This window comes from Pantoea sp. BRR-3P (assembly GCF_039621635.1).
Lineage (GTDB): Bacteria > Pseudomonadota > Gammaproteobacteria > Enterobacterales > Enterobacteriaceae > Pantoea > Pantoea floridensis.
The window spans coordinates 2371044-2393541 of sequence record NZ_CP155066.1; the positions used below are offsets into that span (position 1 = coordinate 2371044).

Annotated in this window: 24 protein-coding genes; 16 read left to right on the forward strand and 8 right to left on the reverse strand. The window is 53.7% G+C overall.

Going from position 1 to position 22498, the window contains the following annotated elements:
* The first annotated feature begins 23 nt into the window (after positions 1–23).
* Positions 24–575 carry a hypothetical protein gene (locus AAGR08_RS10990; RefSeq protein ID WP_345829900.1) on the forward strand — a complete coding sequence of 184 codons (552 nt, stop codon included), beginning with the start codon at positions 24–26 and terminating at the stop codon, positions 573–575.
* 20 nt (positions 576–595) lie between these two features.
* On the opposite strand, the gene AAGR08_RS10995 is transcribed toward AAGR08_RS10990, so the two are convergent.
* Positions 596–802, reverse strand: coding sequence for a DUF2767 family protein (locus tag AAGR08_RS10995; RefSeq protein ID WP_345826867.1), 207 nt, complete (start codon positions 800–802; stop codon positions 596–598).
* 181 nt (positions 803–983) lie between these two features.
* On the opposite strand from AAGR08_RS10995, the gene AAGR08_RS11000 reads away from it, so the two are divergent.
* A complete protein-coding gene (locus AAGR08_RS11000) occupies positions 984–1232 on the forward strand; it encodes a CsbD family protein (protein WP_097094208.1) in 249 nt (82 codons plus the stop codon).
* A 53-nt stretch (positions 1233–1285) separates the two neighbouring features.
* On the opposite strand, the gene AAGR08_RS11005 is transcribed toward AAGR08_RS11000, so the two are convergent.
* Positions 1286–1483, reverse strand: a complete 198-nt coding sequence (locus tag AAGR08_RS11005) for a DUF6404 family protein (protein WP_097094209.1) — start codon at positions 1481–1483, stop codon at positions 1286–1288.
* Between the two features lie 205 nt (positions 1484–1688).
* Here AAGR08_RS11005 and AAGR08_RS11010 point away from each other — a divergent pair, with 205 nt between their 5' ends.
* Entirely contained in the window at positions 1689–2945 is a 1257-nt protein-coding gene (locus AAGR08_RS11010; RefSeq protein WP_097094210.1) for a mechanosensitive ion channel domain-containing protein, read from the forward strand.
* Positions 2946–3113: 168 nt separating this feature from the next.
* Positions 3114–3308, forward strand: a complete 195-nt coding sequence (locus AAGR08_RS11015; protein ID WP_345826868.1) for a hypothetical protein — start codon at positions 3114–3116, stop codon at positions 3306–3308.
* A 118-nt stretch (positions 3309–3426) separates the two neighbouring features.
* On the opposite strand, the gene icd is transcribed toward AAGR08_RS11015, so the two are convergent.
* Positions 3427–4677, reverse strand: coding sequence for an NADP-dependent isocitrate dehydrogenase (gene icd / locus AAGR08_RS11020; protein WP_097094212.1), 1251 nt, complete (start codon positions 4675–4677; stop codon positions 3427–3429).
* A 110-nt stretch (positions 4678–4787) separates the two neighbouring features.
* On the opposite strand from icd, the gene rluE reads away from it, so the two are divergent.
* The 8 genes from rluE (at position 4788) to AAGR08_RS11060 (ending at position 12633) form a co-directional block, all read left to right on the forward strand.
* On the forward strand, positions 4788–5447 hold the full coding sequence (gene rluE, locus AAGR08_RS11025) for a 23S rRNA pseudouridine(2457) synthase RluE (RefSeq protein ID WP_097094213.1): 660 nt from the start codon (positions 4788–4790) through the stop codon (positions 5445–5447).
* 30 nt (positions 5448–5477) lie between these two features.
* Entirely contained in the window at positions 5478–5951 is a 474-nt protein-coding gene (locus AAGR08_RS11030; RefSeq protein ID WP_097094214.1) for an NUDIX hydrolase, read from the forward strand.
* A gap of 42 nt (positions 5952–5993) precedes the next feature.
* Positions 5994–7106: a tRNA 2-thiouridine(34) synthase MnmA gene (mnmA, locus tag AAGR08_RS11035; RefSeq protein ID WP_097094215.1), complete on the forward strand. Its 1113-nt coding sequence runs from the start codon at positions 5994–5996 to the stop codon at positions 7104–7106.
* 36 nt (positions 7107–7142) lie between these two features.
* Complete coding sequence (gene hflD / locus AAGR08_RS11040; protein WP_097094216.1) at positions 7143–7784, forward strand: high frequency lysogenization protein HflD; 642 nt, start codon at positions 7143–7145, stop codon at positions 7782–7784.
* 44 nt (positions 7785–7828) lie between these two features.
* Complete coding sequence (gene purB, locus AAGR08_RS11045; protein WP_097094217.1) at positions 7829–9199, forward strand: adenylosuccinate lyase; 1371 nt, start codon at positions 7829–7831, stop codon at positions 9197–9199.
* Positions 9200–9321: 122 nt separating this feature from the next.
* Complete coding sequence (gene phoP, locus AAGR08_RS11050) at positions 9322–9990, forward strand: two-component system response regulator PhoP (RefSeq protein WP_097094218.1); 669 nt, start codon at positions 9322–9324, stop codon at positions 9988–9990.
* A gap of 3 nt (positions 9991–9993) precedes the next feature.
* Positions 9994–11454, forward strand: a complete 1461-nt coding sequence (phoQ, locus tag AAGR08_RS11055; protein ID WP_097094219.1) for a two-component system sensor histidine kinase PhoQ — start codon at positions 9994–9996, stop codon at positions 11452–11454.
* Positions 11455–11511: 57 nt separating this feature from the next.
* Entirely contained in the window at positions 11512–12633 is a 1122-nt protein-coding gene (locus tag AAGR08_RS11060) for a cupin domain-containing protein (protein WP_097094220.1), read from the forward strand.
* Between the two features lie 208 nt (positions 12634–12841).
* On the opposite strand, the gene pepT is transcribed toward AAGR08_RS11060, so the two are convergent.
* Positions 12842–14071 carry a peptidase T gene (gene pepT, locus AAGR08_RS11065; RefSeq protein ID WP_097094221.1) on the reverse strand — a complete coding sequence of 410 codons (1230 nt, stop codon included), beginning with the start codon at positions 14069–14071 and terminating at the stop codon, positions 12842–12844.
* A gap of 299 nt (positions 14072–14370) precedes the next feature.
* Here pepT and potA point away from each other — a divergent pair, with 299 nt between their 5' ends.
* The 4 genes from potA to potD are packed head-to-tail and all read left to right on the forward strand — an operon-like array spanning position 14371 to position 18151.
* The gene (gene potA, locus AAGR08_RS11070; RefSeq protein WP_345826869.1) at positions 14371–15483 is read left to right on the forward strand and encodes a spermidine/putrescine ABC transporter ATP-binding protein PotA; all 1113 of its coding nucleotides are present in this window, start codon (positions 14371–14373) and stop codon (positions 15481–15483) included.
* The gene (gene potB / locus AAGR08_RS11075; protein WP_345826870.1) at positions 15467–16327 is read left to right on the forward strand and encodes a spermidine/putrescine ABC transporter permease PotB; all 861 of its coding nucleotides are present in this window, start codon (positions 15467–15469) and stop codon (positions 16325–16327) included. The genes potA and potB overlap by 17 nt, the downstream gene beginning before the upstream one ends.
* Positions 16324–17097, forward strand: coding sequence for a spermidine/putrescine ABC transporter permease PotC (gene potC / locus AAGR08_RS11080; RefSeq protein WP_097094224.1), 774 nt, complete (start codon positions 16324–16326; stop codon positions 17095–17097). Before potB ends, potC begins: the two co-directional genes overlap by 4 nt.
* A gap of 10 nt (positions 17098–17107) precedes the next feature.
* Entirely contained in the window at positions 17108–18151 is a 1044-nt protein-coding gene (gene potD / locus AAGR08_RS11085; RefSeq protein ID WP_345826871.1) for a spermidine/putrescine ABC transporter substrate-binding protein PotD, read from the forward strand.
* Positions 18152–18299: 148 nt separating this feature from the next.
* On the opposite strand, the gene cobB is transcribed toward potD, so the two are convergent.
* The 4 genes from cobB to lolC form a co-directional block, all read right to left on the reverse strand.
* On the reverse strand, positions 18300–19133 hold the full coding sequence (gene cobB / locus AAGR08_RS11090; RefSeq protein WP_097094226.1) for a Sir2 family NAD+-dependent deacetylase: 834 nt from the start codon (positions 19131–19133) through the stop codon (positions 18300–18302).
* 144 nt (positions 19134–19277) lie between these two features.
* The gene (gene lolE, locus AAGR08_RS11095; protein ID WP_345826872.1) at positions 19278–20522 is read right to left on the reverse strand and encodes a lipoprotein-releasing ABC transporter permease subunit LolE; all 1245 of its coding nucleotides are present in this window, start codon (positions 20520–20522) and stop codon (positions 19278–19280) included.
* Positions 20522–21223: a lipoprotein-releasing ABC transporter ATP-binding protein LolD gene (gene lolD, locus AAGR08_RS11100; protein WP_007885730.1), complete on the reverse strand. Its 702-nt coding sequence runs from the start codon at positions 21221–21223 to the stop codon at positions 20522–20524. Before lolD ends, lolE begins: the two co-directional genes overlap by 1 nt.
* On the reverse strand, positions 21216–22415 hold the full coding sequence (gene lolC, locus AAGR08_RS11105) for a lipoprotein-releasing ABC transporter permease subunit LolC (RefSeq protein WP_345826873.1): 1200 nt from the start codon (positions 22413–22415) through the stop codon (positions 21216–21218). The genes lolD and lolC overlap by 8 nt, the downstream gene beginning before the upstream one ends.
* Positions 22416–22498 lie beyond the last annotated feature (83 nt).

Consider the following 22498-nt stretch of genomic DNA (forward strand, 5'->3'; position numbering starts at 1 on the left):
ATCTCACGCTGCGGACCTGCATGATGGAAAAAAGTCTGGATAATAACGGTTATATCGATTTCCCCTTCCCTGCCACCACCAATGTGGATGGTTCGGTCAATCCCTGCGGATTTGACCTCACGTTAGAAACCGGTCGCATTGACGAGATCGCTGCGGGAAAGTATTCCGAAAATATGCGGCGCTTGCTCGAAGAGGTCAATTTGCAGGACGGCATATTCATGACGCTGGCCTGCGACTGGCAGCAGCGTGAGGATGGCGTATGCGGTTTTATCGATATCGCCTTTCGCCCAACCCTATCCACTGCCAGCCGTGAAGAGACACAAAGCCTCGATCAGGCATTTGAGGTTTACCTGAGCCGTCAGGAAAAGCAGCACAACATGCAGAGTGGAACGTTAATCAATTATGCGCGCGCCGTGCTGGATTGGGGCTGGTCACCGCTTCACCTCCGGCATCGACACTATGAAAAAGTGACGTTGCGCTATTACTGCCAGCAAGCCGAGGATGCGGAGTGGTGTTTTGATCATCTGCGCCATTTTTTGGTCAGCTGGTATCCGGCATATCGAGATAAAAGCTAACCATGTCGTGGATGAGTAGATTACGGCTTAACCAGCCGAATGGCGTGCTCTAACATACGCTGTTCATCACGCTCATCATGGGCGCGCTGATGACGTGTACGTTGCAGCAGCCTGGTGATTTCCGCCCGTCGGGTTTCATGTCCCATCTCGGTTAATACAATGACGGCATCGCCGATCACGCGGCATACTTCATCATAATCGTCTTCGTTTAATACATCGCGCTTCATGATTCCTCCGCTTTGAATCGCCCGTTAACCTGCGTGCTGAATGCACTTGACCGCTTTTTAGTCTGGACAGAATTTTTGCTTACTGCAAATTGCTGTTACAACCTTTCCCGCTGCGTCATTTGCTGACTGCAGTTTCTCTGACTACGCTAAGTAAGACATCCACCACTATCAGGGAGTTAACATGAGCGATAAAGCGGAAGCAAAATTGAACGAAGCGGCGGGTGCCGTTCAGGAAAAATTTGGCGAAGTCACCGGTTCACGCCGTCAGCAAGCGAAAGGCGCAGCGCGCCGTTATCCCTCTCAGGCCAGCTATGCGGTTCAGGATGCAGCGGATTGCGTGGTGAAATCGGTGCGTGATAATCCAGCGACCGGCCTGGCCGTGGCGGCCAGCATTGGCGTGATTGTCGGTTTCCTGCTCGGACGGAAATAATCCGTCAAAACGGGGCCTCCAGGGCCCCGTTACTCATCAGTCTTCATTTCTCATCAGATCTGTGCACGTCGTGCTTTATAGCGCGCCACCATGGTCATTAACGCCTGATAAATTAATCCCGCATATAAGCTCATCACAATTACCATGCCCATCTCTTTACCCTGCGCTTGCCAGGAGACAAACCACATAAAAATGCCCCACAGCAGCGAAAACAGCAGCCAACCTTTGACGAACTTAATGACACCTTGCATACCGCCTCCTCTCACGAATGCGATGAAGATAGCGGTTTATGAGATAACGCACACTACCGTTAATGTTTAAATGCTAGCTGTTTCAAATTTCCAGGAAAGGGATTGTAAACCCGCAGTCAGGTAGCGTATTACGCACGCGTCGCATATCGCCCTTGACGCCAATTATGTTTGAATTCTCCTCAACACTGTCCGGTATGTGGTTGAAATGACTTTTTTAAGTAATATCCAAAATTTTATTGAGGGCAATACGGTATTGTCTGCCGCTTTTAGCCTGCTAATCCTGATGGTCGCTGGCATGATCGCCCATCTAATCTGCAAATTCTTTATCGTTAAAGTGGTCAGAAAGGTGTTCTTCAGCGCGCACAAGAATGAAGTGCCGCTCGATAAAGATGTCCGCTTATCTGAAAAGCTCTCCAATTTCATTCCAGTGATTACGGTCTATTATCTGCTGCAGTTTATGCCGGATTTGCCCGAACATCTGTTAATCGCGATCAAGACCATCTGCGGCATTCTGTTCTTCGTGTATTTATCGCTGTTCTTTACCGAAGTGCTGGAGATTGTTAATAACTCCTACTCGAAAAAAGCCAAACGTAAGAATCACTCGATCAAAGGCTATATTCAGATCGGTAAAATTCTGGTGCACATTATTTCGGCGATCATGATTTTGGCGATTATGTCGAATAAATCACCGGTGATTATCATTTCCAGTTTGGGTGCGGTGGCTGCGGTATTAATGTTGGTGTTCCAGCATACGCTAATGTCATTGGTAGCAAATATTCAGGTGTCATCAAATGACGTGCTGCAGCTGGGTGACTGGATTGAAATGCCCGATAACGGGATCAGCGGCGAAGTGATCGATATTGCATTGCATACTATTACTATCCGCAACTGGGACAACACGCTGTCGCGCATCCCGACTAAAAACTTCCTCACAGAAACCTATACCAATTGGCAAGCGATGTTCTCATCGGGTGCGCGCCGCATTATGCGCAGCTTCCATCTCGATCAGATGTCGATCCGTTTTCTCGATCACGACATGGTGCAGCAGATGAGCCAGATTCGCGGCGTCAGTGAACAGCTTTCCGCGCTGATGGATGGGCGCGATACGAATGCGGTCAATGAGCGCTGGTTTGCGGAAAACGGCATCACCAATTTAACCGTTTTTCGCAAATACCTGACGGCGTGGCTGTCGCAGCGCGACGATATTAAAAAAGATATGTATATCGTAGTGCGAGCGATGAAACCTTCACCTGAAGGCCTGCCGGTGGAGGTGTACTGCTTTACCTCATCGGTGCTATGGGTTGACTACGAGAATTCACAATCGGCCATTTTCGAGTATATCTATGCGATTATCGGTCAATTTTCATTGCGAATGTACCAACATCCAGGCGGTAGCGATTTCTGGCGGCTGTCGCAAGCGCGTGCGCAGACGACAAATTCAGATGAGCAGCAGACTGGATGATATAAATATCACGGGAGCCATTGGCTCCCTGTTGTCAGGATAAACAACAAAGCTGTGGGGGAATATGATCAATAACGTGATGATAGAAATTCATATTGAGGAAGTTTTTGATGTTTTTACCGGTCAAAAAGCAGGAGATAGAGTCTCTATTATTCTAAACGTTGCATCATGAAAAAAACCTATAAAGCCTGGCTTCAGGACTTCATATGGGAATTATTTGGCGTTCGCCTGCCCATACTAACTGCCGTTATTTTTGCCGTTATTGCTGCCCGCTGCTGGCCAGAATATGCGTTAATTTCATCAGCTGTATATCTTGTCGTGGCATTTATCGTGAGTGATTTTTTATTAAAGAAGAAAAAGTAAGTATTAACAACATCCATTATTTATCAGAAAAAATTTTATAATTTCGCAAACTCATTCTAACACGTGAATAAAAAACGGGAGCCACTGGCTCCCGTTATGTTTTCTGCCGTCAGGCAAATTACATGTTATTGATGATTGCGTCACCAAACTCTGAACATTTCAGCAGTTTAGCGCCGTCCATCAGACGTTCGAAATCGTAAGTCACGGTTTTGTTAGCGATAGCGCCTTCAACACCTTTCACGATCAGGTCAGCCGCTTCGAACCACTCCAGATGACGCAGCATCATTTCTGCTGACAGAATCACTGAACCTGGGTTCACTTTGTCCTGACCAGCATACTTAGGTGCTGTACCGTGCGTCGCTTCGAACAGCGCGCATTCGTCACCGATGTTTGCGCCCGGTGCGATACCGATACCGCCAACCTGTGCCGCCAGGGCATCAGAGATGTAGTCGCCGTTCAGGTTCATACAGGCGATAACGTCGTATTCAGCCGGACGCAGCAGGATCTGCTGCAGGAAGGCATCGGCGATCACGTCTTTAACGATGATCTCTTTACCGGTGTTTGGGTTCTTAAACTTCATCCACGGGCCGCCATCGATCAGCTCGCCGCCGAACTCTTCTTTCACTAACTGGTAGCCCCAGTCTTTGAAAGAACCTTCGGTGAACTTCATGATGTTGCCTTTGTGAACCAGCGTCAGAGAATCACGATCGTTGGTGATGGTGTACTCTACCGCTGCGCGCACCAGACGTTTGGTACCCTCTTCCGAGCAAGGCTTAACGCCGATACCGCACTGCTCAGGGAAGCGAATTTTCTTCACGCCCATCTCTTCACGCAGGAATTTGATCACTTTATCGGCTTCAGGCGTGCCCGCTTTCCACTCGATACCTGCATAGATATCTTCTGAGTTTTCACGGAAGATCACCATATCGGTATCTTCTGGACGCTTAACCGGGCTTGGTGTGCCTTTGTAGTAGCGAACCGGACGCAAACACACGTACAGATCCAGCTCCTGGCGCAGCGCAACGTTAAGGGAACGAATACCGCCACCAACTGGGGTAGTCAGCGGGCCTTTAATGGCAACGCGGTACTCTTTGATTAAATCGAGGGTTTCTTGCGGCAGCCAGACGTCCTGGCCGTAGAGTTCTACTGATTTTTCGCCGGTGTAAATTTCCATCCAGGAAATTTTTCGCTCGCCGTTGTAGGCTTTCTTCACAGCGGCATCAACCACTTTCAACATTACCGGGGAAACATCAACGCCGATACCGTCACCTTCAATGTAAGGAATAATCGGGTTATTCGGAACATTCAGTTTTCCCTGATCCAGGGTGATTTTTTGACCTTCCGCCGGAACAACTACTTTGCTTTCCATCAACCTCTCCTTCGAGCGATTTTTTGTTAATGATTTGTAAGATGCGGGTCAATACTACTTGATTATTTCCGCTACGCCAATCACCGTAGTTTCGCGCTATAATGCGCCGAATGTTTCCGACTGCAAAGCCCATGCGAAAAACTTCTCAACGAATTCACCAGGATAAGCGTGCTAACGCCCCAACGCGTAAGCCTGTGCGCCGAGATACCCGCCCGAAAGGCCCAAGACGCGTCATACTCTTTAACAAACCTTTCGATGTTTTACCGCAATTTAGCGATGAGGCTGGACGCCGCACGCTGAAAGATTTTGTGCCGGTAAGTGACGTTTATGCCGCGGGCCGCCTCGATCGCGACAGTGAAGGGTTGATGATTTTAACCAACGATGGCGCGCTGCAGGCCCAGCTGACGCAGCCCGGCAAGCGCACCGGGAAGATCTATTTTGTGCAGGTTGAAGGTGCGCCGCAGGAATCAGATTTATCCCTGTTACGTCACGGCGTGACGCTGAATGATGGTCCAACCTTACCGGCGGGAATTGAATTAGTGACCGAGCCAGCGTGGCTGTGGCCACGCCAGCCGCCGATTCGTGAGCGCAAAGCCATCCCCACCAGCTGGCTGAAAATCACGTTATTTGAAGGGCGCAATCGGCAGGTACGCCGTATGACCGCGCACATTGGTTTCCCTACGTTACGCCTGATTCGCTTTGCGATGGGTGAGCACCAGTTAGGCGATTTATCACCGGGCGAATGGCGCGATATCAGCGCCGCCGTTTAATAACTTTTAGTTAACAATTTTGGAGGAAGGATGTTTAAACCTCATGTAACGGTCGCTTGTATTGTGCAGGCCCAGGGACATTTACTGGTGGTAGAAGAGCGCGTACACGGCCGTATTACCTGGAACCAGCCAGCGGGTCATCTTGAAGCCGATGAAACCCTGCTCGAAGCAGCGCAGCGCGAACTGTTTGAAGAGACGGGCATTGATGCCCAACCCGACTATTTTCTCGGCGTGCAGCAGTGGATTGCGCCGGACGATACACCTTTTGTGCGTTTCCTGTTTGGCCTCGATCTGGCGGAAAAAGTGGAAACCTCACCGCACGATCGCGACATCGATTGCTGCTGGTGGCTGCCGCCAGAGCAGATTCTGACGGCCAATCGCCTGCGGTCGCCGTTGGTGGCAGAGAGCGTACGACTGTGGCAACAAGGCGCGCGTTATCCGCTGCAACTGGTCGCGCCGTTCCAGTGGCCGTTTCATGAGGGTGCGCGCCCCGCTTCTGCATGATAGAATGCGCCGCCTGTTTTTATCGTAATTTAAGAGTGCGTCATGTCTGACAACAGCCAGAAAAAAGTGATCGTCGGGATGTCCGGCGGCGTCGATTCTTCCGTTTCCGCCTGGTTACTGCAACAGCAGGGCTATCAGGTGGAAGGCCTGTTCATGAAGAACTGGGAGGAAGACGACGGCGAGGAGTATTGCACCGCCGCCGATGATCTGGCTGACGCACAAGCCGTGTGTGACAAACTCGGCATCAAACTGCACAAAATTAACTTCGCCGCCGAGTACTGGGACAACGTGTTCGAACACTTCCTGGAAGAGTACAAAGCGGGACGCACGCCGAATCCTGATATCCTGTGCAACAAAGAGATCAAGTTCAAAGCTTTTCTCGAATTCGCGGCAGACGATCTCGGCGCAGACTTCATCGCCACTGGCCACTATGTGCGCCGTCAGGATGTTGACGGTCAGAGTCACCTGCTGCGCGGCCTCGACGGCAATAAAGATCAGAGCTACTTCCTCTATACCCTGAGCCACCAGCAGATCGCACAAAGTCTGTTTCCGGTTGGCGAACTGGAGAAACCGGAAGTACGCCGCATCGCTGAGCAGCTCGATCTCATCACGGCGAAGAAAAAAGACTCCACCGGCATCTGCTTTATCGGCGAGCGCAAATTCCGCGATTTCCTTGGCCGCTATCTGCCAGCCCAGCCGGGTGAGATTGAAACCGTTGACGGCGAAATCGTTGGTGAACATCAGGGCCTGATGTATCACACGCTCGGCCAGCGTAAAGGCTTGGGTATCGGTGGTCGTAAAGAGAGCAACGACGATCCCTGGTATGTGGTCGACAAAGATGTGGCGCGCAATCGCCTGATCGTGGCGCAAGGTGGCGACCATCCGCGCCTGATGTCGGTCGGCTTGATTGCCCAGCAGCTGCATTGGGTCAATCGTCAGCCTATCGCGGCCCCGCTACGCTGCACGGTAAAAACCCGCTATCGTCAAACCGATATTCCCTGCGAAATCATTCCGCACGGCGACGACCGTATTGAAGTCCGATTTGACGAGCCGGTTGCGGCCGTCACGCCTGGCCAATCTGCCGTGTTCTATCTCGGCGAAGTGTGCCTTGGTGGCGGTATTATCGAACAACGCCTGCCTTTGGCAGAAGCCTAAGGTCGGGGCTGTCCGACGCGATGACAGGAGTTAAGCGTGGCTAAGAACTATTATGAGATTACGCTGGCGTTGGCCGGCGTTTGCCAGGCCGCACATGTAGTGCAACAGCTTGCGCATCAGGGGCAATGCAACACCCATGCATTGAACGTGTCGCTGCGCAGTCTGCTCGATCTCAACCCCGGTTCGACGCTGGCGGTATATGGCAATGACGAAGCCAATTTGAAATTGGGGTTAGAAACCCTGATGGCGGTGCTGAACAGCAGCAGCCGCCAGGGCGCGGGTGCGGAACTGACGCGCTACACCCTGAGCATGATGGTGCTGGAGCGCAAGCTTCACGGCAACAAAAGCGCGTTGAATACGCTGGCACAGCGTATCGGCCAGCTTGATCGTCAGCTGGCGCATTATGAGCTGGAGTCCGATACCATCACCAGCGCCATGGCTGGGATTTACGTGGATGTGATTAGCCCATTGGGGCCGCGCATTCAGGTAACCGGATCGCCGCAGGTATTACAGAATTCTCAAGTGCAGAGTAAAGTGCGCGCCGCATTGCTGGCCGGTATTCGCTCTGCAGTATTGTGGCAGCAGGTTGGCGGTGGCCGCCTGCAGCTGATGTTCTCGCGCCAGCGATTGCTGGGTGAAGCGAAAACCATTTTATCCCGCCTGGGCCCGGCGTATTAAGCGCTGCCCCGGCATCATTGTTAAACGATTCAGGAGTTGCACTGATGGAATTATCCTCTCTGACCGCCGTTTCACCTGTCGATGGTCGTTACGGCGATAAAGTCAGCCCACTGCGCGCCATTTTCAGCGAGTTTGGATTGCTGAAATTCCGCGTTGAGGTTGAGGTTCGCTGGTTACAAAAACTGGCCACGACTGTAGAGATCAAGGAAGTTCCTGCATTTGATGCCGACGCAAACGCTTTCCTTGATGCTATTGTCGCCAATTTCAGCGAAGAAGACGCCGCACGCATCAAAACCATCGAGCGCACCACCAACCACGACGTAAAAGCCGTGGAGTATTTCCTGAAAGAGAAAGTGGCCGATGTGCCCGCGCTGCATGCGGTGTCTGAATTCATCCACTTCGCCTGTACTTCTGAAGATATTAATAACCTCTCGCATGCGCTAATGCTGGAAACGGCACGTCGCGATGTGATTGTGCCGTTCTGGAATAAACTCATCGATGCCGTAAAAGGCCTGGCGCACGAATATCGCGACATTCCGCTGCTGTCGCGTACCCACGGCCAGCCGGCTACACCGTCGACCATGGGTAAAGAGATGGCAAACGTGGCGTACCGTCTGGAACGCCAGCTGCGTCAGCTGAGCAAAATTGAAGTGCTGGGCAAAATCAACGGTGCCGTCGGCAACTACAATGCTCACCTCTCTGCCTATCCGGAAGTTGATTGGCATCAGCTTAGCGAGCAGTTTGTCACTTCGCTGGGCATCACGTGGAACCCGTACACCACGCAGATTGAACCGCACGACTATATTGCAGAACTGTTCGATTGCATCGCGCGTTTCAACACCATTCTCATCGACTTTGATCGTGATATCTGGGGCTACGTTGCGCTGAACCACTTCAAGCAGAAAACTATCGCTGGTGAAATCGGTTCATCAACCATGCCGCACAAAGTGAACCCGATTGACTTCGAAAATTCCGAGGGCAACCTCGGATTGGCCAACGCGATGATGCAGCATCTGGCCAGCAAACTGCCGGTTTCCCGCTGGCAGCGTGACCTCACCGATTCTACCGTGCTGCGTAACCTGGGCGTTGGCATCGGTTATGCACTGATCGCCTATCAAGCCACGCTGAAAGGCATCTCTAAGCTGGAAGTGAACCGCGATCGTCTATTGGATGAGCTGGATCACAACTGGGAAGTGCTGGCTGAGCCGATTCAAACCGTGATGCGTCGTTACGGCATCGAAAAACCGTACGAGAAGCTGAAAGAGCTGACGCGCGGTAAACGTGTTGATGCCGCCGGTATGCAGGCCTTCATTGATAGCCTGGCGCTGCCGGAAGAGGAGAAAGTGCGTCTGAAGCAGATGACGCCAGCCAACTACCTTGGCCGTGCGATTCAGATGGTTGATGATTTGCAGTAAATCTCAACAACAGGCGTGTTCAATGTTGGGCACGCCTCTATTAACAAACGTTGATCTCTTGTTTAGCTGGCTTCGCATATACTTTTCTCCATCATTATTGAGTCGGAAGCTAAGGAAATACTATGCGTGTTCTGGTTGTGGAAGATAACGCACTGCTGCGCCATCATCTCGCCGTGCAACTGCGTGAAATGGGCCATCAGGTCGATGCCGCAGAAGATGCCAAAGAAGCTGACTATTTCCTGCAAGAGCATATCCCTGATATCGCCCTGGTCGATCTGGGTTTACCCGACGAAGATGGCATGTCGTTGATTCGTCGCTGGCGAAGCGATGCCGTCCGCCAACCTATTCTGGTATTAACCGCCCGTGAAGGCTGGCAGGCGAAAGTCGAAGCGCTGGAAGCCGGTGCCGATGACTATGTCACCAAGCCGTTCCATATTGAAGAAGTGGCTGCTCGCTTGCAGGCGCTGATGCGTCGCAACAGCGGACATGCTTCACAAATCATCTCCATGCCGCCATTCCAGGTGGATTTATCACGCCGCGAGCTGACTGTGCAGGATGAGCCGGTCAAACTGACCGCGTTTGAATACACCATCGTTGAAACCTTGATTCGCAATGCCGGTAAAGTGGTAAGTAAAGATTCCCTAATGCTGCAGCTTTATCCGGATGCCGAACTGCGCGAAAGCCATACCATTGATGTATTGATGGGACGTCTGCGTAAAAAAATTCTTTCCCTCTATCCGACCGAAGTGATTAACACCGTGCGCGGCCAGGGTTATCGCTTTGATCTCTAATTTATGACGTGGTTCCAGCGCTTTCGCCCCTTCTCGCTGCGTGCCCGCTTTCTGCTGGCAACCGCCGCGATTGTCCTGTTTTTATCGCTCTCTTACGGCATGGTGGCGGTGGTGGGCTATGTTGTCAGCTTCGATAAAAACACCTATCGCGTGATGCGTGGCGAGAGCAATCTGTTCTTCACGCTGGCACAGTGGCAAGACAATAAACTCACCATCGGCCAGCCTGAGCGTATGACGCTCAACTTCCCTACGCTGGTGTTTATTTACGATGAGCATGGCAAGTTGCTGTGGCAACAGCGCGATGTGCCTGATATTCGTAAAAAGATTCGCCGCGAGTGGCTGCTTAAGCCTGACTTTTACGAAATCGACACCAACAACAGCACCAGCATGGCGGCGATGGGCAATAACCCACTAGCAAAAGAGCGACTGCACGCGCTGGACAGTGACAGCAACGACACCTTTACGCACTCGGTGGCGGTGAATCGCTACGATGCCACCACCAATTTACCCGCGCTGACGATCGTGGTTGTCGATTCAATCCCGCAGGAGCTGCAGCATTCCGATGTGGTGTGGTCGTGGTTTAGCTATGTGCTGGCCGCCAATCTGCTGTTGGTCATTCCCCTGCTGTGGCTGGCGGCGCACTGGAGTTTGCGGCCGATTGGCGATCTCACCTCGCAGGTGCGCGAGCTGGAAACGGGCCACCGCGAAAATCTTGATGATAATCCGCCGCTGGAATTGCGGAGCCTGGTGCGAAATCTCAACCTGTTGCTGACTAATGAACGCCAGCGCTATACGCGCTATCGCACCACGCTTTCGGATGTGACGCACAGCCTGAAAACCCCGTTAGCGGTGCTGCAAAGTACGCTGCGTTCGTTACGCAGCGGCAAAGAGCTGACGGTGGAACAAGCCGAGCCGGTGATGCTGGAACAGATCAGCCGTATCTCGCAGCAAATTGGTTATTACCTGCATCGTGCCAGCATGCAGGCCGACCATAATCCGTTGCAGCGCGATGTGCATTCGGTATCGGCATTGCTCGATAGCCTGTGCTCGGCGTTGAATAAGGTGTATCAGCGCAAAGGCGTGGAGATCACCCTGGACATTTCACCTGAGCTGACCTTTATCGGCGATCAAAACGATTTTATGGAAGTACTGGGCAACGTGCTGGATAACGCCTGCAAATATTGCCTGGAATTTATTGAAGTCACCGCCCGCCAAACCGATAAAGCGCTGCATCTGTTTATCGACGATGATGGCCCTGGCATTCCGGAAAGCAAACGCGATCTGATTTTCGTGCGCGGTCAGCGCGCCGATACCCTGCGTCCCGGCCAGGGGTTAGGTTTAGCCGTGGTACGCGATATCCTCGAACAGTATGCAGGTCAGGTGATTGCCACCACCAGCCCGCTCGGCGGCGCACGCATGGAAGTGATTTTTCAACGGCAGGAAGGTGAGCATCACCGCGAGTAGAAAGGGACGCAGGCTGTTATACTTGCCTTCATTCTTTGCCGCAAACGGAATCCTCGTATGGACTATCAGCTCGACATCAACTGGCCCGATTTTATTCAGCGCTACTGGCAGAAACGCCCGGTAGTGCTCAAGCGGGGTTTCAAAAACTTCGTAGATCCTATTTCTCCTGATGAGCTGGCCGGTTTGGCGATGGAAAATGAGGTGGATAGCCGCCTTGTTAGCCATAACAATGGCAAATGGCAAGTCAGTCATGGCCCGTTTGAAAGCTACGATCATCTTGGTGAGAGCAATTGGTCACTGCTGGTACAGGCGGTAAACCACTGGCATGAACCTTCTGCCGCGCTGATGCGCCCGTTCCGTTTTTTGCCTGACTGGCGCGTTGACGATCTGATGATCTCCTTTGCCGTGCCCGGCGGCGGCGTTGGCCCGCATTTCGACCAGTATGACGTGTTTATTATTCAGGGTACCGGTCGTCGTCGCTGGCGCGTAGGCGAGAAAGTGCCGCTGAAACAGCACTGTCCGCACCCGGATCTGCTGCAGGTTGAACCGTTTGACGCCATCATTGATGAAGAGATGGAGCCCGGCGATATTCTCTATATTCCGCCTGGATTCCCACATGAAGGCTACTCGCTGGAAAATGCTATCAACTATTCGGTGGGCTTCCGCGCGCCAAATGGTCGCGAGCTGATCAGCGGCTTTGCCGATCATATGCTGGCCAACGAGTTGGGTAGCTATCGCTATAGCGATCCGGATGTGCCGTCGCGTGATTGCCCATCGCAAATCTTGCCGTCAGAGCTGGAAGGCATCCGCAAAGTGATGATGGATGTCATTAATCAGCCGGAGCAGTTTAACCAGTGGTTTGGCGAGTTTATTTCCCAATCGCGTCACGAGCTGGATATCGCACCGCCGGAACCGCCTTATCAGCCGGATGAAATCTATGATGCGTTGCAACAGGGCGACGCGCTGACGCGTCTTGGTGGCCTGCGCGTATTAACCTTGGGCGATACCGTGTTCGTGAACGGCGAATCGATCAGCTGCACCCATCCGCAAGTGCTGGCGGCACTGGCACATCATCATGTGCTGACGCTGGAAGATTTTGGCGATGCGCTGGACGATCCCTCAATGCTGGCGCAGCTGGCTGCGCTGGTGAATAGCGGATATTGGTTCTTCGGCGAGTAAGGCCGTTATTGGGTCGCCATGAAGGGTGTGCAAAAAAAGGCCTTTTTATGTTGGTGCGCATGAATGCGCACCCTACGAAAACCCAGCCATATCCACGTAGGGTCACCATTTATGGTGACCGATTCACGCTTAACTTAACTGGTTAGCATTACGCCATTTATGGCAGCCAGACAAGGTTGTAGGATGCGCATTTATGCGCATCCTGTTGCTACCCTTTCTTCTGCCCCGCCAGCTCAGCCAAACGCACAATCACTTCTACCGACTGCGCCATGACATTAAGCGAAGCGAACTCGTGCTTGCCGTGATAGTTATAGCCGCCGGTGAACAGGTTCGGGCATGGCAGACCTTTCCACGACAGTGCAGAGCCGTCAGTGCCGCCGCGAATCGGTTTGACGTTTGGTTCAATGCCGCAATCGCGCATTGCCTGGAGCGCTAACTCAATGATATGCGGATGCGGTTCAACCTTCTCGCGCATATTGCGATAGCTGTCGGTAATTTCCACTTTGACCGAACACTCGCTTTGCAACCCTTTGCTGACGCGCTGTCCGATCTCTTCCAGCAGCTGCTTGCGTTTGTCATAGCTATCCGCATCGAAATCACGAATCAGATACATTAGCTCGGCATGCTCAACCGTGCCTTTAATGGTATGCAAATGGAAAAAGCCTTCGTAGCCATCGGTATATTGCGGCTTCTCCTTTGGCGGTAGCTCCGCGTGGAAACGCATCGCCAGATCCAGCGCATTGACCATCACATTTTTAGCGCTGCCCGGATGCACATTATTACCGGTGATTTTCACCATCGCGGTCGCCGCGTTGAAGTTCTCGAACTCGAATTCTCCGAGATCGCTACCGTCAACGGTATAGGCCCAATCGGCGGCAAAACCTTCAACATCGAAGTGCGAAGCACCGCGGCCGATCTCTTCATCAGGAGTAAACGCCACACGGATCGCGCCGTGCGGAATATCACTGTTCGCCAGGCGCGCCATCGCCGTCATGATCTCGGCGATGCCGGCTTTGTCATCCGCCCCAAGCAGGGTTTTACCGTCGGTGGTGATCAGCGTATGACCCACCAGTTTATGCAGGATTGGGAACATCACCGGCGACAGAACTTCATCGCCGATGCCTAAAGCAATGTCGCCACCGCGATAGTTTTCAATAATCTGTGGATTAACGTTTTTGGCTGTGAAATCCGGTGAGGTATCCATATGCGAAATAAAGCCGATCACCGGGGTAGCCCAGTCGACGTTGGCCGGCAGCGTGCCCATGACGCAGCAGTGGTCACTCAATGAAACATCAACAAATCCAAGTGCAATCAGCTCTTCCTGTAATTGACGTGCCAGGATCCACTGCCCTTCACTGCTGGGCACCTGACGCGCCTGAGGTTTTGACTGAGTTTCTACTGCCACATAACTGAGAAAACGCTCAAGTAATTGATCCATTTGTCATCCCTCTAAAGAACCTGCATCATTATCATGGCGGCTTAACACCACCATGTTGCGTCAAATCATTATCCTTCAGGTTAGCTCTCTCAACGTCTTTTGCGCTGAAAATTTGCACACTGTCGCCTGTTCGACATATCCGATACGCATACTCCGGCATTTTTCAGCGTTTTCAAGGTAAATCCGTGGCAAAACATGGCGCTGACGCATTTTTGCGGTATTATCGCGCCCTTCATCACGGCATGTCGTCTTCAGCGGCTATGCTGTAACCTGATTCACCATCAGACTGAGTGACTAAAATGACGCAAACACGCGATCTCGCGCTGGTTACGCTTTCTGGCATCAGTAAAGCTTTCGATGGCAAAACCATCATCTCTGACTTCAACCTGACCATCCGTCACGGCGAATTTATCACGCTGCTCGGCCCCTCCGGCTGCGGAAAAACCACCATCTTGCGCCTGATAGCCGGGCTGGAAGAGGCCGACCACGGTCGCATCATCCTTGATGATAACGACATCACCGATTTGCCGGCTGAACATCGCCATATCAACACCGTGTTTCAGAGCTATGCGCTGTTTCCACACATGTCGGTGTTTGAAAACGTGGCTTTTGGCCTGCGCATGCAGAAAACCCCGGCGGCCGAGATCACCACACGCGTCAACGATGCGCTGGCGATGGTGCAGCTGGAGAGCTTTGCCGATCGCCGTCCGCATCAGCTCTCAGGCGGGCAGCAGCAGCGCGTGGCGATTGCGCGCGCGGTGGTCAACCGCCCGAAAGTGCTGCTGCTGGACGAGTCGCTCTCAGCGCTGGATTATAAGTTGCGTCGTCAGATGCAAAATGAGCTGAAAGCGCTGCAGCGCAAGCTCGGCATCACGTTTGTTTTCGTTACCCACGATCAGGAAGAAGCGCTGACCATGTCAGATCGTATCGTGGTGATGCGCGATGGCCGCATTGAACAGGACGGCACGCCGCGCGAAATCTATGAAGAACCGGCCAACCTGTTTGTCGCGCGCTTTATCGGCGAGATTAACGTGTTCGATGCCGAGGTGCTCAACAGCGATAATGCCCCCAGTATCCGCGCGCGGGTTGAAGGCCGGGAATGTGACCTCCACTGTGATTTTGCGGTGAAGCTCGGCGATCGGCTGCATGTCCTGCTGCGCCCGGAAGATCTGCGCGTTGAGGAGATCGATCACGACAGCCGCAGCGACAATCTGATTGGCTACGTGCGTGAACGCAACTATAAAGGCATGACGCTGGAATCCACCGTTGAGCTGGAGAACGGTAAGCTGCTTACGGTGAGCGAATTTTTCAACGAAGACGATCCCGATTTTGACCATTCGCTGAACCAGAAAATGGCCGTCAGCTGGGTGCCGAACTGGGAGGTGGTGCTGCCGTATGAAACGGATGCGTAATCGTCTACAGAAAGTGATTGTCGCCCTGATCGTCAGCTGGCTGACGCTATTTGTGCTGCTGCCCAACCTGATGATTTTCGTCACCAGCTTCCTGACGCGCGACGATGCGCATTTTGTCAGCATGGCCTTTACCCTCAATAACTACACGCGCCTGCTCGATCCACTCTACGCCGATGTGTTATTGCACTCGCTTAACATGGCCTTTATCGCCACGCTGTGCTGCCTGCTGCTCGGTTATCCGTTCGCCTGGTGCCTGACCAAATTGCCGGCACGCCTGCGTGCGCTAATGCTGTTCCTGCTGATTGTCCCGTTCTGGACCAACTCGCTGATCCGCATTTACGGCCTGAAAATTTTTCTCAGCACACGCGGCTGGCTGAATGAGTTTTTACTGTGGATCGGCGTGATCGATAAACCCTTCCGCATTATGTACACCTCAGAAGCGGTCATCCTCGGGCTGATTTACATCCTGCTGCCGTTTATGGTGCTGCCGCTCTATTCCAGCCTCGAGAAGCTGGACAAATCCTGCCTCGAAGCCGCACGTGACCTCGGTGCCAACAAGCTGAAAACGTTCCTGCGCATTATTTTGCCACTCACCATGCCTGGGATTGTCGCCGGTTGCCTGCTGGTGTTTATCCCGGCGATGGGGCTGTTCTTCGTCTCCGATTTAATGGGCGGCGCGAAAAACCTGTTGATTGGTAACGTCATAAAAAGCCAGTTCCTCAACATCCGCGATTGGCCGTTTGGCGCGGCCACCAGTATCGTGATGACGCTGTTAATGGGTTTAATGCTGCTGGCCTACTGGCGCGCGGCACGTATGCTAAACAGCAAGGTGGATCTGCAATGATGGCGCGCTGGCTACGCGGCGGCTTCATGGCCATGATTTACGCCTGGTTTTACATCCCGATCATTATTCTGATCGTCAACTCCTTTAACAGCTCGCGGTTTGGCATCAACTGGCAGGGCTTCAGCACTCAGTGGTATCGCCTGTTGATGAATAACGACAGCCTGATTCAGGCCGCACAGCACTCCTTACTGATGGGCGTGCTGTCGGCCAGCTGCGCAACCATCATTGGCTCGCTAACCGCTGTTGCACTCTATCGTTATCGCTTCCGCGGTAAACCGTTCGTCAGCGGCATGCTATTTGTGGTGATGATGTCGCCCGATATCGTGATGGCGATTTCCCTGCTGGTGCTGTTTATGCTGTTGGGCATTTCGCTTGGTTTCTGGTCGCTGCTGTTCTCACACATTACTTTCTGCCTGCCCTTTGTGGTGATCACTGTCTATTCTCGCCTGAAAGGATTTGATGTGCGTATGCTGGAGGCGGCAAAAGATCTCGGCGCCAGCGAAGTCACTATCTTGCGCAAAATTTTGCTGCCGCTGGCGCTGCCTGCGGTCGCGGCGGGTTGGCTCCTCAGCTTTACGCTGTCGATGGACGATGTAGTGGTCTCCTCGTTCGTCACCGGCCCGAGTTTTGAAATCTTACCGCTAAAAATCTATTCGATGGTTAAAGTTGGCGTGTCACCGGAAGTGAACGCGCTGGCGACAATTTTGCTGCTGCTGTCGCTACTGTTGGTGGCGCTCAGTCAGCTGTTGCTCCGTGATAAAACTAAATAGAGGATTATCCATGAAAAAGTGGTCTCACTGGCTAGCGGCTGGGGCGCTGGCGCTGGGCATGCAGGGCGCGCAGGCAGATGACAGTAAAACGCTCTACTTCTATAACTGGACGGAATACGTTCCGCCGGGACTGCTGGAGCAGTTCACTAAAGAGACCGGCATCAAGGTGATTTACTCCACCTACGAATCCAATGAGAGCATGTATGCCAAGCTGAAAACCTGGAAAGATGGCGCCTACGATTTGGTAGTGCCTTCGACGTACTTCGTCGCCAAAATGCGTAATGAGGGGATGCTGCAGAAGATTGATAAATCTCAGCTCAGCAACTTTAAGAATCTCGATCCTAACTTGCTCAACAAACCGTTCGATCCCAACAATGATTACTCAATCCCCTATATCTGGGGCGCGACGGCAATTGGTGTGAATACTGATGAGATCGATGCCAAAAGCATTACGCGCTGGGCCGATTTGTGGAAGCCGGAGTACAAGCAGAGCCTGCTGCTGACCGACGATGCACGTGAAGTGTTCCAGATGGCACTACGCAAGTTGGGCTACTCCGGTAATACACGCGATCCTCAACAGATCGAAGCCGCCTATGAAGAGTTGAAAAAGCTGATGCCGAACGTACTGGCCTTCAACTCCGATAATCCGGGAAATCCGTTTATGGAAGGCGAAGTGAATGTGGGCATGATCTGGAACGGATCAGCCTATGTTGCGCGCCAGGCCGGCACGCCGCTACAGATTATCTGGCCGCAGGAAGGCGGCATTTTCTGGATGGATAATCTGGCGATTCCGGCCAATGCGAAAAACCGCGAGGGCGCGTTAAAGCTAATCAACTTCCTGTTGCGTCCAGACGTGGCGGCAAAAGTGGCAGAAACCATCGGCTACCCTACGCCAAACCTGGCGGCGAAGAGCTTGTTGCCACCGGAGGTGGCCAACGATCCTTCACTTTATCCTTCTGAAGAGGTGATCAAAAACGGCGAGTGGCAGAACGATGTCGGTGATGCCAGCGTGCAGTATGAGACGTTGTTTCAGAAATTGAAGGCGGGACGTTAGTCCTCTGCGTGATTCCCCTCACCCTGCCCTCTCCCGCAAGCGGGAGAGGGTTCTAAAATAGCTCACGCCTTCAGCGGGAGAGGGTTGTTTTTAGCTCCTTCTCCCGCTGGCGGGAGAAGGTTGGGATGAGGGAAAGCGCGCACAGCTCTTACTTATACAACCCACGCAAAAACGTGTGCACAAACTCCGGTACCACTTCGCTCGCTAATCCATATTTACTCTCAGCAAACTCGTTGCCGACCTGGCTGGGTTCCAGATTTAGCTCCACGGTGTGCGCGCCCTGCAGCTTCGCCTCATGGACAAAACCGGCGGCGGGATAAACGTGGCCTGAGGTGCCAATCGCGATAAACAGGTTTGCCCGTTCAATCGCCTGATAAATCTCTTCCATCCCCAGCGGCATTTCACCGAACCACACCACATGCGGACGCAGCATCGCCGGGAACTGGCAGCAGGTGCAGCGATCGTCCGGGGTGAGATCTCCCGTCCAGTCGAGCACCTGTCCACTGTGCACGCAGCGCACTTTCAGCAGTTCGCCATGCATATGCAGCACGCGCTGGCTGCCCGCACGCTCGTGCAGATTGTCGATATTCTGCGTCACCAGCAGGAAGTTATCGCCCAGCACCTGTTCCAGCTCCGCCAGCGCTTTGTGTGCGGCATTCGGCTGAATTTCCGACTGCTGCAGCTGGCGGCGGCGCGCATTATAGAATGCCTGCACCAGCGCCGGGTCGCGCTGAAAACCCTCCGGCGTGGCGACATCCTCGACGCGATGCTCTTCCCACAGGCCATCAGCCGCACGGAAGGTACGAATGCCGGACTCAGCGGAAATACCTGCGCCGGTCAGCACCACCACGCGCGGTTGCGGATGCGCGGCGAGTTCAGCTTTGCGATCGCGCTCGAAGATGCGCTGGCGAAAGCGCTGATGCACTTTGCGGCGGTTTTTTTTGTCGCGGGCGAGTCGTAGGCGGCGGCGCGGTATGCGCATAAAAGCTCCTTAATCTGCGGCGTTGATCGCCGCGCTTCGGGTATTTTTCGGGCTAATCTGCCCGATAATAGCGGCTGCGTATGACGGCTGCATGCGGCAGACGCTGAAAATGTGCGCAGCCGCTAAAGCGGCTGCGCGATGACGTTACTGGCCGCTGAGCACGCGGGCCGGATCGATACGGCTGGCGCGCCGTGCCGGATACCAGCTGGCAATCAAACTCAGCACAATCGCGGTGCCCAATACCGAAATCACATCAATCCAGTGCAGCTCGGACGGCAGGAAATCGATAAAGTAGATATCGCCCGCCAGCAGCTGATGCCCGGTAATGTGCTCAAACACGCGCATCACCGGTGTGAGATTGAGTGCCACCAGCACGCCAACCACTACGCCGCTGACGCTGCCAAGCAGACCCGCCAGCAAACCGTACCAGATAAAGATGGCGCGAATCAGGCCATCTTTAGCGCCCAGCGTGCGCAGCACGGCGATATCGCTGCTTTTATCTTTTACCGCCATCACCAGCGTTGAGACAATGTTGAAGCACGCCACACCAATCACTAGCACCATGGCTAAATACATAATGGCGCGAATCATCTGGATGTCACGGTACATATAGCCGTAAGTCCCTATCCAGCTCTTGATATAGACGTACGAATGCGTCACTTCACCGGCGTCGCGCACCAGCTTTTGCGCCTGGAACGGGTCATTCATCTTCAGCGCGATACCGCTGACGCTGTCGCCCATATCCAGATATTTCTGCGCATCGGCCAGCGGCACCAGCGCCAGGCTGTGATCCAGCATACCGCTGAGCTGCAGCACGCCGCTAACCTGCAGGCGAATACGTTTCGGCTGCAGCAGCTTATTGTCGCCATCGTTATTGGGGATCATGATGGTGATCCAATCGCCCTGTTTGACGTTAAGCGATTTAGCAATACCGCCACCGAGAATGATTTGCTGTTTACCGGCCGCAAACTGTGACCATGCATCGCCGGCGACGAAGCTCGGCAAGGCGCTCAGCCGTGACTCCTGCTGCGGATCGACGCCTTTCACCTGCAGCGCCTGCAGCTTCGCACCGCTCTCAATCAGCCCGGTAAAATTAATATACGGCGCCGCAGCGGCAATGCCCGAGACCTGTTCAATGGGCGCAATCATCGGCTGCCAGTTGCGGAACGGCTGATTAACCGGTTCGATTTCACCGTGCGGCACCACCGCCAAAATGCGGTTGTTTAACTCTCGCTCGAAACCGTTCATCGCGCTCAGGCCGATGATCAGCACCGCCACGCCCAGCGCAATGCCGATGGTAGAGATGATGGAGATCAGCGAGACCATGCCACCACGCCGCCGACCGCGGCTAAAACGCAGCCCGAGCAGCAGGGATAAGGATGAACCCATCAGATCACTCCCAGCGTCAGTTGGTCGCTCAGCTCGCCGTCGCGCATCTCCATTTGGCGGCTCAGGCGTTTCGCCAGCTGCAGATCGTGCGTCACCACCAGGAAGGCGGTGCCCTGCTTCACGTTCAACTCGCCCAGCAGTTCGAAGATAGCGTCGGCGTTGCGTGCATCAAGGTTACCGGTGGGTTCATCAGCCATCACCAAACGCGGACGGTTCACCAGCGCGCGGGCAATCGCCACGCGCTGACGTTCACCGCCCGATAGCTCAGAAGGCCGATGTGCGGCACGTTTATCCAGCCCTACCGCCGCCAGCATTTCACGCGCGCGGGATTCTGCTTCTGCCTTGCCGATTTTGCCAATCAGCAGCGGCATCGCCACGTTCTCTAGTGCGCTAAAGTCCGGCAGCAAGTGGTGGAACTGATAGATAAAGCCCAGCTCGCGGTTGCGCAGCTCTGCCTTAGCGGCGGATGACATCGCATTCAGCGATTTACCATCGAAAATCACATCGCCCGAGGTGGGCGCATCCAGGCCGCCCAACAGGTGCAGCAAGGTACTTTTACCCGAACCTGAGCTGCCGACAATCGCCGTCAGTTCACCCGGCTGCAGGCTGAAAGCCACATTGCGCAGCACATCGGTCTGCACGCTGCCTTCCTGATAGCGTTTGCACAGGTCACGACACTGCAACAAAGGAGTATTACTCATAACGTAAAGCCTCAGCGGGTTGAACGGCGGCAGCGCGCCACGACGGATAAAGGGTAGAAAGCAGCGCAACGGCCATGGAAACCAGCGCAATGGTGATCACCTGCAACACGTTGATGTCGACCGGCAGCGCCGCGCCATCCAGGAACAGGCCGATCACCGGCATCAAATTATTCAGCTGGCTGGCCAGTAGCACGCCGAGCCCAGTGCCAAGCAGCGCGCCGATAATTCCGGCGCTGGCGCCCTGCACCATAAATACCGCCACAATCTGACGGCGAGTTAAGCCCAACGTTTGTAAAATCGCCACTTCGCCCTGCTTCTCCATGATCAGCAGGCCCAGCGACGTAATGATGTTAAAAGCCGCCACCGCGATGATCAGGCTCAGCAGCAGCCCCATCATGTTTTTCTCCATGCGCACCGCCTGGAATAGATCGCCTTTGCGCTCGCGCCAGTCTTTCCACGTCAGACCTTCTGGCAGCTTTTGCTGGCTTAGCGCATCGACGTTCAGCGGCTTATCCAGCCACAAACGCCAGCCGGTGACGTTGCCAAGCGGATAGCGCATTATGCGTGATGCATCCTGCTGATTGACCAGAATCTGATAGCCGTCGACTTCGCTGTTCGCCGCGTAGGTGCCCGCTACGGTGAAAATACGCTGGCTCGGCAAGCGACCGACTGGCGTAAACTGGCTGACGGAAGGCACCATCAAACGCAGCTGGTCGCCACGCTTCACGCCAAGCTGCGCTGCCAGCTGTTCACCGAGGATGACGTTATACTGTCCGGGTTGCAGCACGCTTTGCTGAGTGTTGACGAGGAACGGCGTCAACGGATCCTGTTCATCAGGATTGATACCCAGCATCACGCCCACCGAGACGTTACGTGCGCTCTGCAATACCACATCCGCCGTCGTGAGCGGCGCCAGGCGCGTTACGCCTTGCAGCTTGAGATCCTGTGCCGTTAGCTGTTGCGGGTTGATACTGCCTTTCTCGCTGGTGACCAGCGCCTGCGGCATCAGGCCAAGAATGTTGCCTTCCAGCTCGCGCTCAAAACCGTTCATCACCGATAGTACGGTAACCAACGCTAGCACGCCGAGCGTAATACCAATGGTAGAGAGCCAGGAGACGAAGCGACCAAAGCGGTCTGAGGCACGTCCACGCATGTAGCGTAAACCGATGAATAACGCGACTGGTTGATACATGAGATCCGTCTTGGCAGTTGCCTGAAAATAAGTAGTGGGATGATAAAGGAGGCGTCTGTTTTATGAAACCTCTAACCCTCTGA

Coding starts and splice junctions, on each gene's coding strand:
- AAGR08_RS10990 (WP_345829900.1), top strand. CDS start 24: ATGGAAAAAAGTCTGGATAATAACGGTTATATCGATTTCCCCTTCCCT.
- AAGR08_RS10995 (WP_345826867.1), bottom strand. CDS start 802: ATGAAGCGCGATGTATTAAACGAAGACGATTATGATGAAGTATGCCGC.
- AAGR08_RS11000 (WP_097094208.1), top strand. CDS start 984: ATGAGCGATAAAGCGGAAGCAAAATTGAACGAAGCGGCGGGTGCCGTT.
- AAGR08_RS11005 (WP_097094209.1), bottom strand. CDS start 1,483: ATGCAAGGTGTCATTAAGTTCGTCAAAGGTTGGCTGCTGTTTTCGCTG.
- AAGR08_RS11010 (WP_097094210.1), top strand. CDS start 1,689: ATGACTTTTTTAAGTAATATCCAAAATTTTATTGAGGGCAATACGGTA.
- AAGR08_RS11015 (WP_345826868.1), top strand. CDS start 3,114: ATGAAAAAAACCTATAAAGCCTGGCTTCAGGACTTCATATGGGAATTA.
- icd (WP_097094212.1), bottom strand. CDS start 4,677: ATGGAAAGCAAAGTAGTTGTTCCGGCGGAAGGTCAAAAAATCACCCTG.
- rluE (WP_097094213.1), top strand. CDS start 4,788: ATGTTTCCGACTGCAAAGCCCATGCGAAAAACTTCTCAACGAATTCAC.
- AAGR08_RS11030 (WP_097094214.1), top strand. CDS start 5,478: ATGTTTAAACCTCATGTAACGGTCGCTTGTATTGTGCAGGCCCAGGGA.
- mnmA (WP_097094215.1), top strand. CDS start 5,994: ATGTCTGACAACAGCCAGAAAAAAGTGATCGTCGGGATGTCCGGCGGC.
- purB (WP_097094217.1), top strand. CDS start 7,829: ATGGAATTATCCTCTCTGACCGCCGTTTCACCTGTCGATGGTCGTTAC.
- phoP (WP_097094218.1), top strand. CDS start 9,322: ATGCGTGTTCTGGTTGTGGAAGATAACGCACTGCTGCGCCATCATCTC.
- phoQ (WP_097094219.1), top strand. CDS start 9,994: ATGACGTGGTTCCAGCGCTTTCGCCCCTTCTCGCTGCGTGCCCGCTTT.
- AAGR08_RS11060 (WP_097094220.1), top strand. CDS start 11,512: ATGGACTATCAGCTCGACATCAACTGGCCCGATTTTATTCAGCGCTAC.
- pepT (WP_097094221.1), bottom strand. CDS start 14,071: ATGGATCAATTACTTGAGCGTTTTCTCAGTTATGTGGCAGTAGAAACT.
- potA (WP_345826869.1), top strand. CDS start 14,371: ATGACGCAAACACGCGATCTCGCGCTGGTTACGCTTTCTGGCATCAGT.
- potB (WP_345826870.1), top strand. CDS start 15,467: ATGAAACGGATGCGTAATCGTCTACAGAAAGTGATTGTCGCCCTGATC.
- potC (WP_097094224.1), top strand. CDS start 16,324: ATGATGGCGCGCTGGCTACGCGGCGGCTTCATGGCCATGATTTACGCC.
- potD (WP_345826871.1), top strand. CDS start 17,108: ATGAAAAAGTGGTCTCACTGGCTAGCGGCTGGGGCGCTGGCGCTGGGC.
- cobB (WP_097094226.1), bottom strand. CDS start 19,133: ATGCGCATACCGCGCCGCCGCCTACGACTCGCCCGCGACAAAAAAAAC.
- lolE (WP_345826872.1), bottom strand. CDS start 20,522: ATGGGTTCATCCTTATCCCTGCTGCTCGGGCTGCGTTTTAGCCGCGGT.
- lolD (WP_007885730.1), bottom strand. CDS start 21,223: ATGAGTAATACTCCTTTGTTGCAGTGTCGTGACCTGTGCAAACGCTAT.
- lolC (WP_345826873.1), bottom strand. CDS start 22,415: ATGTATCAACCAGTCGCGTTATTCATCGGTTTACGCTACATGCGTGGA.